Origin of the sequence: Macrococcus hajekii (genome assembly GCF_004359505.1) — a bacterium.
GTDB lineage: Bacteria > Bacillota > Bacilli > Staphylococcales > Staphylococcaceae > Macrococcus > Macrococcus hajekii.
In genome coordinates this window covers 886,184-902,123 of record NZ_SCWE01000001.1, presented here as the reverse complement: position 1 = coordinate 902,123, position 15,940 = coordinate 886,184, and the positions used below count along the sequence as shown (strand labels likewise).

At 43.6% G+C, this 15,940-nt stretch carries 12 protein-coding genes; 9 read left to right on the top strand and 3 right to left on the bottom strand.

Annotation, left to right across the window (positions count from 1 at the left end; translation table 11 throughout):
* Positions 1 to 35: 35 nt before the first annotated feature.
* The 3 genes from ERX37_RS04715 to ERX37_RS04705 all read right to left on the bottom strand — a co-directional run bounded on the left by ERX37_RS04715 (position 36) and on the right by ERX37_RS04705 (position 5,804).
* Positions 36 to 3,800 (bottom strand): N-acetylmuramoyl-L-alanine amidase, encoded by a 3,765-nt coding sequence (locus ERX37_RS04715; RefSeq protein WP_133429484.1) that lies wholly within the window; start codon positions 3,798 to 3,800, stop codon positions 36 to 38.
* Between the two features lie 231 nt (positions 3,801 to 4,031).
* On the bottom strand, positions 4,032 to 4,505 hold the full coding sequence (locus tag ERX37_RS04710; RefSeq protein ID WP_133429483.1) for a DUF2538 family protein: 474 nt from the start codon (positions 4,503 to 4,505) through the stop codon (positions 4,032 to 4,034).
* Positions 4,506 to 4,532: 27 nt separating this feature from the next.
* Positions 4,533 to 5,804, bottom strand: coding sequence for an LCP family protein (locus tag ERX37_RS04705; RefSeq protein WP_133429482.1), 1,272 nt, complete (start codon positions 5,802 to 5,804; stop codon positions 4,533 to 4,535).
* A 203-nt stretch (positions 5,805 to 6,007) separates the two neighbouring features.
* Between ERX37_RS04705 and ERX37_RS04700 the strand changes: the two genes are divergently transcribed.
* From ERX37_RS04700 to ERX37_RS04660, 9 genes are all read left to right on the top strand, one after another.
* Entirely contained in the window at positions 6,008 to 7,258 is a 1,251-nt protein-coding gene (locus tag ERX37_RS04700; protein WP_133429481.1) for a nucleotide sugar dehydrogenase, read from the top strand.
* 96 nt (positions 7,259 to 7,354) lie between these two features.
* On the top strand, positions 7,355 to 8,506 hold the full coding sequence (locus ERX37_RS04695; protein ID WP_133429480.1) for a glycosyltransferase family 4 protein: 1,152 nt from the start codon (positions 7,355 to 7,357) through the stop codon (positions 8,504 to 8,506).
* Complete coding sequence (locus ERX37_RS04690) at positions 8,499 to 8,888, top strand: hypothetical protein (protein ID WP_133429479.1); 390 nt, start codon at positions 8,499 to 8,501, stop codon at positions 8,886 to 8,888. Before ERX37_RS04695 ends, ERX37_RS04690 begins: the two co-directional genes overlap by 8 nt.
* The gene (locus tag ERX37_RS04685) at positions 8,885 to 10,567 is read left to right on the top strand and encodes a glycosyltransferase family 1 protein (RefSeq protein ID WP_133429478.1); all 1,683 of its coding nucleotides are present in this window, start codon (positions 8,885 to 8,887) and stop codon (positions 10,565 to 10,567) included. Before ERX37_RS04690 ends, ERX37_RS04685 begins: the two co-directional genes overlap by 4 nt.
* Before the next feature lie 104 nt (positions 10,568 to 10,671).
* Positions 10,672 to 11,472 carry an ABC transporter permease gene (locus ERX37_RS04680; RefSeq protein ID WP_133429477.1) on the top strand — a complete coding sequence of 267 codons (801 nt, stop codon included), beginning with the start codon at positions 10,672 to 10,674 and terminating at the stop codon, positions 11,470 to 11,472.
* Between the two features lie 20 nt (positions 11,473 to 11,492).
* Entirely contained in the window at positions 11,493 to 12,437 is a 945-nt protein-coding gene (locus ERX37_RS04675; RefSeq protein ID WP_133429476.1) for an ABC transporter ATP-binding protein, read from the top strand.
* 9 nt (positions 12,438 to 12,446) lie between these two features.
* Positions 12,447 to 13,607: a glycosyltransferase family 4 protein gene (locus ERX37_RS04670; protein ID WP_133429475.1), complete on the top strand. Its 1,161-nt coding sequence runs from the start codon at positions 12,447 to 12,449 to the stop codon at positions 13,605 to 13,607.
* Positions 13,600 to 13,806, top strand: coding sequence for a hypothetical protein (locus ERX37_RS04665; protein ID WP_133429474.1), 207 nt, complete (start codon positions 13,600 to 13,602; stop codon positions 13,804 to 13,806). Before ERX37_RS04670 ends, ERX37_RS04665 begins: the two co-directional genes overlap by 8 nt.
* Positions 13,807 to 15,936: a glycosyltransferase gene (locus ERX37_RS04660; protein WP_133429473.1), complete on the top strand. Its 2,130-nt coding sequence runs from the start codon at positions 13,807 to 13,809 to the stop codon at positions 15,934 to 15,936.
* The last annotated feature ends 4 nt before the right edge of the window (positions 15,937 to 15,940 follow it).

Below are 15,940 nucleotides of genomic sequence, written 5' to 3'. Positions count from 1 at the left end.
GCGATCAGATGCATGTGCATCTGATCGCTTCTTCTTTATTGATATTGATCGATGAGGAAGTTGAGGCCAGTCAGTTCAATCCGGCGATAGAAGTCGGCGAGACGAGATGCATTCTTCGCGGCCCATGCAATATCTGTCGCATATTGATGAGTGGCGGGATTTGCCGGGTTCCAGCGCATCTCGTACAAGGTAAACTGCTTATTGCCGAAATAATTCTGAGCTACATACTGAGCACCGCCGATGATGGCTTTGGCAGGCGTATTCCAGCCTTGTGAATAGGCGTATTGTATGCCGCTATTAATCGTGTTGACATCGGTTGCACGTGTTCCGAACATATTGTAGTATTTTGTACCGGTTGTGGCATACGCTTGTCCTGTGGACGGGTTATAGCCCATACCCTTACTCAGCTGACTTGTACCGTTACCGGATTCAAGGAGCGCATGGCTGATCAAATAGATCTCGTTGATGTTATAGCGCTGAGCTGCCTCGGCAAAAGCAGCTCCCTGACCAGCGAGAATTCCTTGGTTAACCAGTAAACGGTTTAGCACAGTGGCAGAAATATTCTGAGATTGATGCAGATTCAGGAACTGATATTGTTGCACATCGTCATAACGAGTCGTAGTAGTCTTCATCTGTGCGCTCACTTCAGCAGATGTGGCGTTACGTGTCAATGTTCTACCACTGTCATCTGCGTAGACGACTTGTGGTTTTGAACCATATGGCAGCGCAATTTGTTTTGATAGAGCTTCATTGAATGTCGAAGGAGCAGTGATATAGGCAATTTGTTTAGCAGATAGGAACTGTCCTAAAACCCAGCCCACTGTATTTGTAGCTGGTAATGTACCTTTATACCATATAGCATCGCCTACTTTTTCTGCTTTAACGACATTGAATGGTTTATTCATGTAGTCTTTTAATAAGAGTAGACGCTGTGATGCCCCGCCAGACGGAATAGAATAAATAAATGATGGCTTATTAATATAATAGGTGTTCTTACTGTAGTTCAGAACTTGATGTGACTGGGCATTCAGTTCACTTGCTTTAGTCCAGCCGACCACATTCTGATTGATATCGCTCAGCTGATAGTAAAGTTCAGTGCCTTTTGTTGCAGCAGTATTGATATAGTACTGCTTATCAACAATCTTAGCAGGTAACACTTGAGTCAGGTTATTGTCAGTATAAACAACCGCACCTTGCTGACTAGTACGTCCCATCATATCAACTGGTTTCATGGTAGTGAAGACTTTTGACTGCTGAGTCAGCTGTCTGCCGCGAATCCAGCCAGTTAACTGAGAAGAGGCAAGGGTGCCTTTATACCAGTAATAATCATTCACCTTTTCAGTCTGGAAGACATTGAAGAAGGTATTGATATCATTGACCAGTGAAGCGATTTTCTGGCTGGCACCACCGTCTGGTATAGAGTAAAGAGCAGTGGCTGATGCATTTACTTTAAACGGTGCAGGCTTTGCTGCAACGGTCTGGTGTGTGCTGACATTCAGGTCAGAGGCTTTAGTCCAGCCGATAATGCGGTTGCTGTTATCGCTTAACTGGTAATATACTTCGCTTCCTTTCGTAGCAGAAGCTTTGATGTAATACTGTGTATCTATTACTTTGTTTGTCAGGCGTTGTGTAAGAGCCTGATCAGTATAAACGACCGCACCTTGCTGTGAAGTACGAGCCATCATATCGACAGTTTTCATATTAGACAGTGCATTTACTAAAGTCAGTTGTCTGCCATCTATCCAGCCGGATTGATTATTGATCATTCCGTAATAGTAAGGCACTGCATTGACAATCGAATATTTAGTAGGTGCAAAGTCTTTGTTGATACTAGATGACAGGTCAGCGATCTTTTGAGCTTCACTCCCCCATGGTACAGCATAGAGCCCTTTAATCATTGAATTGGTCTTAAACTTCAAGGTTAATGCTTTCTGACTGCCGCGACTTGCTTGTGTTAATTGACTTGACTGAACCCAGCCTCTTGCTACACCATTTTCATCAGACAGAGCAAGATAGTTTTTACCGTTATAGAGAGCCTGTTTATTAACATAGAATGTCAGCCCGGCTTTCTGGGCAGCAGGTACAGCAGTCGCATCTGTGACACTCGTGTAGACAGGAGCCGAAGTAGAGTTAATACGAGCCATCTTAGAGACAGACGTAATAACAGGAGCTTCTACTGCAACAGGTTGAGTAACTGGAACTTCAGGGGGGACAGTCGTTGTCGGCGGAGTGCCGATTGTTCCACTCGCTGCATTTACCTTCTGGTTATATTTCAATGTCACAAGTGCAGTCAGTTCATCCATTGAATAACCATTTTCATAAAACCAGCCGTAAGGGTCGACGTGATCAGTACCGCCCAGGAAATTTGAAACCGCTTTATGAGACCATAACGTACCATTTCCATCATACTCAGCTGAATCAACAGGTAAGTCATAATAATGAAGATTTGTAGCGATATAGTCAGCGTAATTATTGATGGCTTTTGCAAAACGGTCCTGACCATACACACGCACAAGTTCAACTTGAATAAAACGTGCGTTAGCAGAAGCACCCGCACCCCATGCTAAATAATCCGTGTTCGCAGTTTCAATGATAGCGTTATCATCCACAAAAGCATGAACAAAAGCACTTTGCCAGTTGTTTTTCATATAGGCCACTTCACCGTAAATAGTTGAAGTCGAATTCGCTGTCTCATGTGCGACCACACCTTCCGGCTTAGCCACCCCGTTACGATAAGCAATTTGAGGTAATTCACTAGAAAAATCCTGCTGATAAGTCGGCACTGTGTAATTCTGTGCAAGAATATAGTCATTGATTGCAGAACCAGTTGAAGTTGAAGGGGCAGTCAGGGACATCGTACGTGCAGTAGGAGCTACTGACAAAGTACGCGTCGAAAAAGAAGCAGTCTTTAAATCAGGCTGAGTGACCGGCTGTTCAGAAGAAGTCACTTCTTCTTGAGCTTGAACGGGCGCTTGAGCGACCGGTTGTTCAGCAGGGGTCACTTCATTCTGTGCTTGAACGGGCGCTTGAGCGCCCGGCTGTTCAGCAGGGGTCACTTCTTCTCCAGCTTGAACGGGTGTTTGAGTAACTAACTGTTCAGCAGGGGTCACTTCTTCTCCAGCTTGAACGGGTGTTTGAGTAACTAACTGTTCAGCAGGGGTCACTTCATTCTGGGCTTGAACAGGCTCTTGAACGACCGGCTGTTCAGCAGTAGCCACTTCTTCTTGAGCTTGAACGGGTGTTTGAGTAACTAACTGTTCAGCAGTAGCCACTTCTTCTTCAGCTTGAACGGGCGTTTGAGCGACCGGCTGTTCAGCAGGGGTCACTTCATTCTGAGCTTGAACGGGCGTTTGAGCGACCGGCTGTTCAGCAGTAGCCACTTCTTCTTCAGCTTGAACGGGCGTTTGAGCGACCGGCTGTTCAGCAGTAGCCACTTCTTCTTCAGCTTGAACGGGCGTTTGAGCGACCGGCTGTTCAGCAGTAGCCACTTCTTCTTCAGCTTGAACGGGCGCTTGAGCGAGTGGTTGTTCAGAAGGGGTCACTTCATTCTGAGCTTGAACGGGCGCTTGAGCGAGTGGTTGTTCTGTTGTTTCTTCTAAATTATAAGGTTTCGCTGAGGCATCGATAACTTGTTTAACCGGATAAGTCACCGCTGCTTCTGTAGTGTCAGATGCTTTTTGATCAGTCGAATCATTGTTTTCACTTATTGTCTGATTTTCAGCAGCATGGGCAGCAGCTGTTGAAGCAGCGAATAAAGTTAATAAGAGTGAGGAAGTTTTGTAAAAATAGTTTGAGTTCATTTAAGTCTCCTTATATCGAATGATTGAGCATGTTTAGTATAAAATTTTTAGTGACTGAAGTATAGCTTCTCAATAATTTTGTAATCTTACTTTAATAATGACGATCAAATATTTACATATCTTATTGAAGCTTCATCTACCTGTTCTATATATCGAATGTCAAAGCAAATGAGGACAATGGGGAAATTGCAGCGACAAAAAATACTCATCCCTCATTGGGATGAGTATCATTTATTGTGCTTCTCGTCTGACAATAGCTGTGTACTGCCAGAATAGTTTCATCTGCGTGATATTCCAGTGGTTCATACCGAGTGAATAGCCTGAAGGATTAAATATCTTGACATCAGATACTTCAAGCGCTGCTGCCAGCAGATATTGATAGTAGATATTCAGGTTCTGGAAGGTCGTACTGAGCTCACCGTTATCAAAGATGAAATCGAATGGGACTTCATAGTCGAAGATATTGATTTCATTGAAAATCTCAGTTATGGAAATCAAGTAGCAGGCACCGTCAATCAGCGGGCTGTCATCTGCCTGGTAATAATACAATCTGAGTGATTCATAGTTCTGACGATGGAACTCATCTAAAAAGAAATAATGCTGTCTCATATATGAGAGGTCTCCACCATTGACGATCTGATGTTCAAGACGGTTGAACATTTCGTCGATCTGATGATACTTTTCATATGTTTTTCGAGTTGTCATCTAATCATCCCTTTATTTATTAATAACTTAAATAGAAGTTGCGTCAAAGGCAGGTACAGCTTCAGTTGTTGCCACTTCTGTCGTCGGTAGCTGCATCGTCTGTTCTTCAGTCGTGACAATGGCTGCCGGTATTTCTGTCGAAGGTAATTCTGTAAATGTCTCTTCTGTCGGTGGTGCTTCTGTTACAGGCTGCTCTGAAGCGGGTTGTTCCGTCTCAGGTTCTTCAGTTGCTGTTTTTTCTTTAGCCTCGAATTTTTCTTTGTAGGCTTTGTTTATCTCATCCACTTTAATCGGCATCAGCGGAATAAGATCACTATATATTTTAGTCACTTTATAACTCAATAGTTTATCTTCACTGGCAGCTGGTAATGCCAAATCTTTGCGCAGTGCTGCTGATAATTTTGAGACATCCTCAAACTTAGGATTATAGTAGTAAACGCCGTTATACATATAGTCACTACCTGATAATTGTCCGCGTTCGAATTTCACATCTTCATTAGAGTAAGTTTTTGCAAGAGATGCGATATTGTCGAATGACATATTGTGCTTAGCGTTATTGCCGACAATGTCAATCAGTTCATCGATTTTAGCGAGTGAATCTGTGTTTTTAGCCTTTTTGATAATCGCTTCAATCATCTCAACCTGACGTTTACCGCGACCCAGGTCGGTATCGACGTGGCGGCTTCTGGCGAGTGCCAGTGCCTGATCGCCGTTAATTTTCTGATACCCTTTTTTGATTTTAATCCGTCCTTGGTCATTTTTGGTCGGTTCATCCATATCGAATGGAACATCGAAATAAATGCCGCCGAGTTCATCGATGATATCGACAAAGGCCTGCATATTGATGCGGGCGTAGTAATCAACAGGTACATTGAACAGGGTCTCCACTGTGTTCATGGTAGAAGTCGGTCCGCCGTCCGCATGTGCATGTGTGATTTTATCGTAGTAACCCACTGAGGGGATGTAGCTGAGTGTATCACGCGGGATGCTGACGAGTCTGATTTGGCGGTCATCACGGTTGAATGTCGCTAGAACCATAGCATCCGTCCGAGCTTTTTCCATCGTCTGACCATCCTCACGGCGAGAGAGGCTGTCATCTATACCGAGAAATAGAATAGAAACGTGGTTCATCGCCGGGTCAACTGAGCTGTCCCGGAGTTTTGAGTGGCTGCTATCTTGGCTGAATGACTGATCAACTGCATGCTTCGTCTGGAAGTAGAGGTAACCGGCATAGGCAGCAGGTACTACAACAAGACTGAGACTGAGCAGAATCAGTAATATTTTCATAGGTTTTTTCAAGTGGCGATCTCCTGCTTTCTTCTATTTAAACTACATCATTATAATAGATAGATTGTATATTCACAACATATTATAGCATTTATATATTTAAACAGGCTATACGCTAACTTTTGCTTTACCTTGCTACTTTGATTGTTATTGATTATAATTAAACTGTTTAAAAAGGGATATTACCTTATATAAATTAAGAAGGCGGGATTATTTTGAAATTAACTACAGTAGGACTTGGCTATATTGGATTACCGACATCAATTATGTTTGCGAAGCATGGTGTCGATGTGGTCGGTGTCGATATCAATCAGAAGGCTGTCGATTCACTGAACAGCGGTAAAATCCATATTGAAGAGCCAGGCCTTCAGGAAGCATTTGAAGAAGTGCTTGAGAGCGGCAGATTTAAGGCAACTACGAAGCCTGAAGCAGCTGACTGCTTTATTATCGCTGTCCCGACACCTAATCATGCGGATCAGTTCAAATCATGTGATATCTCTATGGTGATGTCAGCGGTTGAATCTGTTTTACCTCTGATCGAAAAAGGAAATATCATTATCGTTGAATCGACTATTGCACCACGTACAATGGATGACTTCGTTAAACCACTTGTTGAATCTAAGGGCTTCACAATCGGTGAGGATATCTACCTTGTGCATTGTCCCGAGCGTGTGCTGCCAGGTCAGATCATGCATGAATTAATTTACAACAACCGTATTATCGGTGGCGTAACGCAGGGGTGTATTGAAGCAGGTAAAAAAGTATACGGTACATTTGTTCAGGGTGAAATGATTGAGACAGATGCCAAAACAGCTGAGATGAGTAAGCTGATGGAGAATACATACCGCGACGTCAACATCGCGCTTGCCAATGAACTCGCTAAAGTCTGTAACCAGCTTGAAATCAATGCGCTTGACGTCATCGAGATGGCGAACAAGCATCCTCGTGTTAACTTACACCAGCCGGGACCAGGCGTTGGGGGTCACTGTCTTGCTGTCGATCCTTACTTCATTATCGCTAAAGACCCGATCAACACTGATATCATTCAAGTCGGCCGTAAAATCAACAACCAGATGCCGCATTATGTTGTCAATAAAGCAAAAGAAATCTTAAAAGCAGTGGATGGTCACAAACTGACAGTCTTCGGTCTTACTTATAAAGGGGATGTAGATGACATCCGTGAATCTCCTGCATTCGATATCTATGAAATGCTGAAAGATGCAGACTTTGAAGTGGTTGCATATGATCCACACGTTGAACTCGACTTCGTTGAGAAAGATATTGAAAAAGCAGTGAAGGATAGCTCACTTGTTCTTGTGTTAAGCGATCACTCAGAGTTCAAACAACTGAATGAATCAGATTTAGCAGTGATGAAAGATAAAATCATCTTTGATACTAAAAATGTTGTGAAGACTGACTTTAAAGAAGCGAAATACTTTAACTTCGGTAATCTGTATACATTTTAATGACTTGCATGGGAACTTATATTTCACTCACATGAATATAAGTTCTTATGTCTTTTTAAGAACGAATTCAAAAATAGTAAATGCGGAGGAAAAGGAATGTCGAAAGTATTAGTCGTGTGTAATGCTTATCCCTCGGAGGATAATATTTACCGCAATGGATTTATTCATAGACGCGTAAAAGCATATCAAAAGAGAAATATTGAAGCCGAGGTTTTCTACCTGCACGTGACAGCACTGGAAGAAGTGGAATATGACTATGATGGTGTCCACGTGACGATGGGGAATGAGGCGCATTATAGACGCTATCTTCAGGCGCATCATAATGAGTATGTAAGCTTTCTGATTCACTTCATTAATCCTCATATGTATGATCCGATTATTGAATATGTCAGCAATCCTAAAATTGTTGTCTGGATTCATGGTTTTGAAGCTGAGGCATGGCATAGAAGATGGTTCAACTTCCTATCGAGCTCTCAGGAACTGAAGGCCATCCTTAATAAATCGACGGATTATTACGAGAAGCAGCTGCAGTTTATGAACAGTCTTTATAGGGAGGATCAGGTGGATATCACATTCATCCACGTCTCTCAGTGGTTTAAAGATCATATCGCGGATGTTGATGCTAAATACTCACCGCAGAACTATCAGATCATCCCGAACATCGTAGACAGCAAAGTCTTTGATTTCGTTCAGAAGAAAAGAGAAGGTAAACTGAAGATCTTATCAATCCGTCCTTATGCCTCTTATAAGTATGCCAATGATCAAGTTCGAGATGCGATTATTCTGTTATCTAAAAAACCATTCTTCAAGGATCTTGAGTTTCATCTTTACGGTGAAGGGAAACTTTATGCTGAGATTACAGGACCATTGAAGACCTATGATAATGTTTTCCTGCACAATACATTCCTTGAACAGAAGGATATTTCCAGAATACATAAAGAATTCGATGTGTTCTTATGTCCGACTCGTCTGGATTCCCAGGGCGTTTCTATGTGTGAAGCGATGAGCAGTGGACTGGCTGTCGTGGCATCAGATATTACAGCGATTCCAGAATACGTCGAGCATAATGTGAGTGGTCTGCTGGCTGAGCCTGAGTCTCCAGCTTCTATCGCCTATCAGATTGAGCGACTTTATTTCAATTCATATCTGCTTGAAGATATCTCTTATCAGGCAGCGCAATCTATCAGACAAAAAGCAAGTGAAGAAGTAGTTATCGATAAAGAAGTGAAGGTGATTCTAGGTGAATGATCATATCGACTGGAAAGCACGTTATATTGATCTTGAGGAACAGATGCTTGATATGATGAAGATGACAGCACGTCTTGTGGATAAGGAAGTCCATAATCAGAGTGCGAAAATCACAGGTATTAACACGATGATGATTGATGAACAGCTGGAGGTAATCGTGAAATCGAAGTCTTCCGATGCACAGTATTTATTTGAACTGATTACATTGGAAGAAGAAGTGCTGATAAAAAAGTTCACGCACTTTAAAAACTCTTATAAATTCAATACACAGCTGATCAATGAACCATTCAGGGTCAGAGTTTCAATCAAGAATCAGGGACATGGCGGCTATGATGATATCAATGTAACAAAAGTACTTAATCAGGAGGAAGGAATTGTATGAGTAAGCAGAGAATCTTGATTAATGGATTTATCAATACGAATGTACTGGATGGTTCAGCCATCTTTCTATCGAGTATTACACAAGTCGTTGCGATGCATCCTGATGCAGAGATAGACCTTCTTCTGGCTGTACCATTTAAACGTGATGTCGTTCTGAAGGACTTAATGACGTTACCTAATGTCCGCATCATCGATCCATTTGCGGAGGAAGCATACAGCGATTTCCCATTCTTTAAAAAAGGCGGAATGACACCACGTGAAGCGGCCTTGATGCTTGACTTTACATTCCAGCAGCTGCACTATGATATCGTCATCATCCGTTCCCTTGAGGTTGTACAGGAACTTGTGCGTATGGACAGCCGTGTTATCAGTAAGCTTTTTGCATACATCACAGGTATTACAAGTCACACAACAGCCATTCCTGAAGTCACGCAGCACCTGCTGAATGATATTATTGCAAAGGGGGGGAAACTGCTCTGTCAGACGAATGAAATGAAGCGTTATATTTGTCAGTCTGTACAGATCGAAGCGTCCGATATCATCTATTTGAATCCGATGATTCCTGATAATCCTTATACATTCCAGCAGCTCTTCACTGCTAAAGAGATTTATAGCAGCTTCTGTTATACCGGGAAATTTGCGAGAGAATGGAATATCGTGCCAATCGTCGCTCAGTTCCGTGAAGTGACCGAGCAGTATCCGGATGCTACACTTTACTTTGCTGGCGATTACTTCAAGAATGATGTGGATCATCCAAGCTTCGTTCATGAAGCGGGTTATTTACTGCGCAATACTGAGAACTTGAAGTGGCTTGGCGGATTAAACCGCGATGAGTCGATGGATCTGATCCGTTTTAGTGATGTCGGCATTTCTTATCGTGCAGCTGACCTGGACGATTCACTGGAATTATCCACTAAATTACTTGAATATTGCAGTATGGCTGTACCGCCTATCTTAAATCGTACAGAGATGCATGAAGCGATATTTGGCATAGATTATCCTTACTATGCGAACGATGACCGCACGTTCCATGAGCAGATGATTAAAGTGATTGAGAACCCGGCGTTATACGAGGCCACCGCTGAGAAGGTTTATGCCATCTCCAAGCAATTTTCATTTACAGCGACTTACCACCGACTTGCGCCGCATCTATTTGGCGCAGCCAATAACCGTACTGAAGAGATTGAGCGTCAAGTGCTGATTCAGGAGCAACCTGTTTATAATGAATCAGCAGGACTCTATGCCTTCCCGCTGAATGGTCATGATGACTTATACATCCAGCAGGCAGCACAATTAGGTCGTCTTAAATCAGTCAGCATGCGCAATGATGTGGCACTGTGCCAGATTCAGCCAGGTGAACAGAATGCAGTGAAAGACATTATTGCTGTCGTCAAGGAGCTGTCACAGCATACAGCGCTTGATCACTCGATGAAGAGCGTAGATGATATTGAACGCCTGATCATCTATAAGACTGAACAGAACCAGGTGAAAGCAGCGCCTAGACGAAAAGCCGCGGCACCTGCCAATATTGAAGCTGAGAACTTGAAGCTGAAGAAAAGCCTGTCAGATGTCCAGAGAAAATATAACAGCCTGTCGTCCTCTAAACTGGGTGGATTGCAGAAAAAGTACTGGCAAATGCGTAACAATCGCAAAAAGAAAAAGCTTCAGAAAAACAAATAACAGAACAGCGACAAGAAAACTGCATAGCGTGTACGTTTTCTTGTTTTTACTTTGTACCTGCACAGCGCACTATAAACAGATGAAAGATAAAATGAGGTTTTTAGATGAAAGAAGTATGGATGATACTTAAAGAACAAATAGATAATTTTCATATGATCCGTAAGCTTGCTTTATATAATATGAAAACGGAATACTCAAACCATTACCTCGGGATGTTCTGGAATATCCTGCAGCCGTTACTGCAGGTCGTCATTTATTACGTCGTATTCGGTATGGGGCTGAGACATGGCAGTACAGGACTGACTTATCTCCTTCATCTTGTATCAGGGCTTTTTCCGTGGCTCTTTATCTCCCAGTCTCTTAACTCAGGTGCGAATGCGATCTATGCACAGCTCGGACTGGTCACAAAGATGAAGTTTCCTTCATCTGTCCTGCTGTCCATTTCCTTTACCAATACATTCATTAATCTGCTCTATACGACAGTTATTGTAGTACTGATGTCACTGGCCAATGGCTATAGAGGATACATGCACTTTTTTGAATTCCTGTACTTTATTGTTGCAGCGTTTTCAATTATCTTTGCCATCAACTTACTGATGAGTACGCTCGTCATACTGGTCCGTGATACACGCCTGATTCTGCAGAATATTTTAAGAATGGGCTTCTTCCTGACACCGATCTTCTGGGAAGTCAGTACCGCTTCACCGATTTTGCAGAAGATTGCTTCTCTCAATCCGTTCGCTTATTTAGTCGGCATCTATCGTAATGCTTTCATTGAAGGGAACGAAGCAATATACGGTAATATAGGAGATCACCTTTATTTCTGGAGTATCACTCTGCTGCTGATGTTTATCGGTAGCCATATTCACTACCGCTTCAAGAATCGTCTAGTTGACTATTTATAGGCAAGAAACGAGGAAATAGAATGGATAATCATATTAAGGTTAATGTAGAACATGTCACTAAAGTCTACGAGGTCAATCAGAATAAAAAAGATAAAGTGTTATCTGTGCTGAAGTTCTGGCAGAATAACGACAAGGATAATGGCTACTACGCACTGCGTGACGTCAGCTTTACCGTTAATGCCGGTGACAGTGTCGGGCTGGTCGGGCTGAATGGTGCAGGAAAATCAACGCTGTCCAATCTGCTCGGTGAAGTGACGATTCCAACTGAAGGCCGCATAGAAATCAATGGCAGAAGCTCGCTGATTGCCATCTCTGCGGGTCTGAACAATGAACTGACCGGAGTGGAGAATATTCGCATGAAGTGTCTCATGCATGGTCTGTCAGAAGAACAGATCAATGCACGGTTCGATGATATCGTTCAGTTCTCTGAGCTCGGTGAATTCATCAATCAGCCGATCAAGACTTATTCAAGTGGTATGAAGGCCCGTCTCGGTTTTGCGATTGCTGTTCATACGGATCCGGACGTCCTCATTGTGGATGAAGCCTTATCCGTCGGTGATGACACATTCTCGAATAAATGTATCGACCGCATGAAGCAGTTCCAGGAGGAAGGGAAGACGATTTTCTTCGTCAGTCACTCTGCTGCTCAGATTCGTAAGATGTGTAATAAGGCCATCTGGCTGCACTACGGAGAAGTGAAGGCGGCAGGTGAATGCCGGCCAATCGTGGAAGAGTACAATCAATTTGTCAAAGCATATAATGCAAAACCGAAAGATGAACAGCTGAGCTACAAGAAAGAGATGTCGGATGGACAATATGCGCCGTATAAAGCGGAGAAAGAAAAAGGGGATACGTCTATCTCGAGTTTATTCTATCTCTTCGCACTCGTTGCATTCTTCATTTTCAGTCTGCTGTCACAGCTCGACATCATTCCGCTCATGCATTATTTAAATCTACTTAAATAGGTGATACAGATGAAAAACGTTACCATGTTTCTTTGGAATAACTTCACGAATGATGCACGGGTGACGCGTGAAGGCTCGGCCCTCAGTGCTGCAGGTTATCACGTCACGGTCATCGCGAAACGCGAGGAGAACGAGCATGACCTTAAAATAAGAGAACAGCTGCCGTCAGGAATTCATGTCTATCGCCAGGATAAAGAGACATTTAAACCGAAGATGATCAAAGCAACGACTATGGTCAAAAAACACATACCGAACGCCCTGCTGATGCTGAAGATGATTAGAGCAGGGTATCAGACGAAGACGGATGTCTATCACAGTCATGACTTAAATACATTGATCCAAGGTGTGGTCTGCGCCAAACTTAGACCGAAAAAGCGCACGCTGGTCTTCGATTCACATGAAGTCAATACGAGCCGGACGCACTATAAGACCGGTCTCGTCTATAAAGTCGAGAAGTTCCTGCTGAACTTCGTAGATCATACGATTGTTGAGAATGAGACAAGAGCGACGTATCATGAGATGTTATATGGCTATCGTCCTTTATCTGTCCATAACTACTCGGAGTACTACGATATCAATGAAGTACAGGCAGCACTGACGTCAGACAAGAAGATACTGCTCTATCAGGGCGGGATGCAGGAAGGACGTGGCTTACCACTCCTTATTGAGGCATTCAAGGAGGCGGATGTTGATGCACTGCTGCTGATGGTTGGCGATGGTAAAATTCGTCAGCAGCTCGAGGCACAGGTCGAGTCACTTGGCATCAGTGATAAAGTCCGTTTTACTGGTCGTGTCCCTTACGAGATGCTTCGTGCCTACACGAAGCAGGCTTATGTCGGTTTCCAGATACTTCAGAACACGAACTTCAATCATTATTCTGCATCTTCAAACAAGCTGTATGAATATATGATGGCCCATGTACCGGTCATCGGCACGAAGATGCCTGAGATCTGCCGCGTGATTGAAGGAGAAGAAATCGGTCTTGTGATCAAGGAATCAGATAAAGAAGATCTCGTCCATGCCATCCGCTATGTGATGACGCATCCTGAGGCGCATGCTGAATGGGTGAAAAACAACGAACGTGCGAAACATATATATAACTGGGAAGAGGAGAAGGAGAAACTTCTTCAGCTCTACCGGACGATTGATGCAGGTGATCATAATGGATAATCAGGAATTAAAGGCACTACTGATTCAAAGTCTTGAGTCAGAGAAAAAAGCGCTGCAGCAGCTGCATATACGTGAACTTGAAATCGACAAACTGAAGAAAAAAGTGGCGACGTATGAAAGAAGACTCGAAAAAATTAAAAGTCTTCCCCCTGTCAAAGTGCTGCTAAAATCCAAAAACTTCGTTAAAGGATTGAAATAGATGCAGAACAGTAGAACCCGAATTAAAGAAATTAACCGCATGCTTGAAGCGCTAAGGAATGACCAGCCATTACCAGCTGTGCAGGAAGACCGTGATCGAATGAAAGATGATACACACGGTCTATCCATCATCATTCCGATGTATAACGGTGCGCCTTATATCGAACGGCTTGCTGCGAATCTTGAGTCCATTCATTCAGAGCAGGTCCCCTATGAAGTGCTGTTCATTTTAAATGGTGAACAAGCATCAGTCGCACAGGACCGTGAACTGCTGAATCAAGCACTCCGTGACAGCAAGATTCATTATCGTCTGCTTGAATCAGAACAAGGTGCAGGTAGAGCGAGAAATGTCGGCATTGAAGCAGCACAATATTCACATTCATTGATGCTGGACAGTGATGATACATTATCTGACAATATTATCGATCAGCTGGAACCGCATCTGGCCCTCGGCACAATCACGGTGTTTGAGATTCATAATATCAGTACAGCGAGTGATAACGGCAGCAATGTCATCCAGCAGGAAATCAAGCCGTTGTTCGGTCAGACGACAACGGCTTATCATAAGCTGACTAAAATCTTATCCATGAACGGTGCGAAAGTCATTCCGACATTCTATCTGCTCAATACACAATACGCGGAAGACTTAAGAAGCGGAGAAGATGTCGTGCTGATGATGTCGATTCTGACGCGCTACATGCCTGAAATTAAAGTGGTGCCGGAACAGACGGCTGTCTACAATCGTCATATTGTCGATAACTCAGTCAGTCGTGCAGCGCTGAGCTATGACTTTAATGTGCAGCAGCGTTATGATGTCATCCGGCTGCTCGGCGAACTGGCAGATATCGCAGATCCTGAAGTCAGACAGATCATTATCAATCGTATGGATGCACAGGCAGGCTTTGTCTCCCGTTATCTCGAACAGCATCCCGCTGATTATGGACGGGTCACTCAATTATTCCAGACATTAGAGACTGACTATAAGCCGTACACCGCCATCAACCGCAATAACGTTAAAACGCTGTATATCGGCTACTGCTTCACACCGTTTGCTGATACGAGCGGAATTGTCCTGGCGAAGCGAATCCGCGAGCGCGGCAGACCGTGCGACGTCATCTCAAATGATATGTCTGCGGTGAGAACGATGGACTATTCATTGAATGCCATTGCGGCACCTTATATTTATCAGCACTTCGAACTGCCGACAAGACCGTCGTTCAGCAGCTGGAGTCTGATTGAGAGCTTTGTTGTGCTCGGTGAAAGACGGGTTAAAGGGCGAACGTATGATGAAATCTATTCACGTGTTCTCTGGCCGGGCAGTCATTTTCTGGCGTTCAAGCTGAAGATGCAGCGTCCGGAGACAAAATGGATTGCTGAATTCTCAGATCCTGTGCTGCTGGACATTAAGAATAATGAACGGAGTGCAGCACTGAACAGCCGACAGATGCATAAATTATTCAGTCAGCTGGATAGTCGCTGGAAGCCTTATATCGACCATAATCTCTTCAATATGACAGAGATCATTGCATTCGCACACGCAGACGAACTCGTCTTTACGAACTATAATCAGATGTTCAGTATGTGTGAGCGCTTCAAGGAACCGGAAATCAGACAGCTGATCACAGAGAAGGCAGTCATTAAAGCCCACCCTGTCGTGGCGCCTGACTTCTATCATCTCGATAAGGCACTGATACAGCTGGACGACAAGCAGTTCCATATCGGATACTTCGGTAACTTCTATGAGACGCGGGGCTTAAATGAAATCATCTCACTCGTCAAACAGCCTGAACAGGTCGCTGAACTCAATCCAGACAAGCGACCACTGAAACTGCATATCTTCACCTCTAACCCGAAGCAGGCGAAACTTGAACTGATGAAGCATGGGCTGAACCGAAGTGTCGAAGTCTATCCGTATCTGTCATACTTCGAATTTCTGAATATGACGACACATCTGGATGCACTGCTCGTGATGGATGCGCATACGAGAGCCTACAAGAAACGTAACCCGTACTTACCGAGTAAGCTGAGCGACTACATGGGCAGCCATCAGCCGATCATCGCCTTTGTCGAGCCGGGCAGTCCGATGAGTGAACTGACATCAGAACAACTGCTGAAATTAGAACTGCAATAGATCA

Bases quoted from the DNA above. Each gene is read 5' to 3' on its own strand.
- ERX37_RS04715 (WP_133429484.1), bottom strand. From the start codon at position 3,800: ATGAACTCAAACTATTTTTACAAAACTTCCTCACTCTTATTAACTTTA.
- ERX37_RS04685 (WP_133429478.1), top strand. From the start codon at position 8,885: ATGAGTAAGCAGAGAATCTTGATTAATGGATTTATCAATACGAATGTA.
- ERX37_RS04680 (WP_133429477.1), top strand. From the start codon at position 10,672: ATGAAAGAAGTATGGATGATACTTAAAGAACAAATAGATAATTTTCAT.
- ERX37_RS04710 (WP_133429483.1), bottom strand. From the start codon at position 4,505: ATGACAACTCGAAAAACATATGAAAAGTATCATCAGATCGACGAAATG.
- ERX37_RS04695 (WP_133429480.1), top strand. From the start codon at position 7,355: ATGTCGAAAGTATTAGTCGTGTGTAATGCTTATCCCTCGGAGGATAAT.
- ERX37_RS04665 (WP_133429474.1), top strand. From the start codon at position 13,600: ATGGATAATCAGGAATTAAAGGCACTACTGATTCAAAGTCTTGAGTCA.
- ERX37_RS04675 (WP_133429476.1), top strand. From the start codon at position 11,493: ATGGATAATCATATTAAGGTTAATGTAGAACATGTCACTAAAGTCTAC.
- ERX37_RS04670 (WP_133429475.1), top strand. From the start codon at position 12,447: ATGAAAAACGTTACCATGTTTCTTTGGAATAACTTCACGAATGATGCA.
- ERX37_RS04660 (WP_133429473.1), top strand. From the start codon at position 13,807: ATGCAGAACAGTAGAACCCGAATTAAAGAAATTAACCGCATGCTTGAA.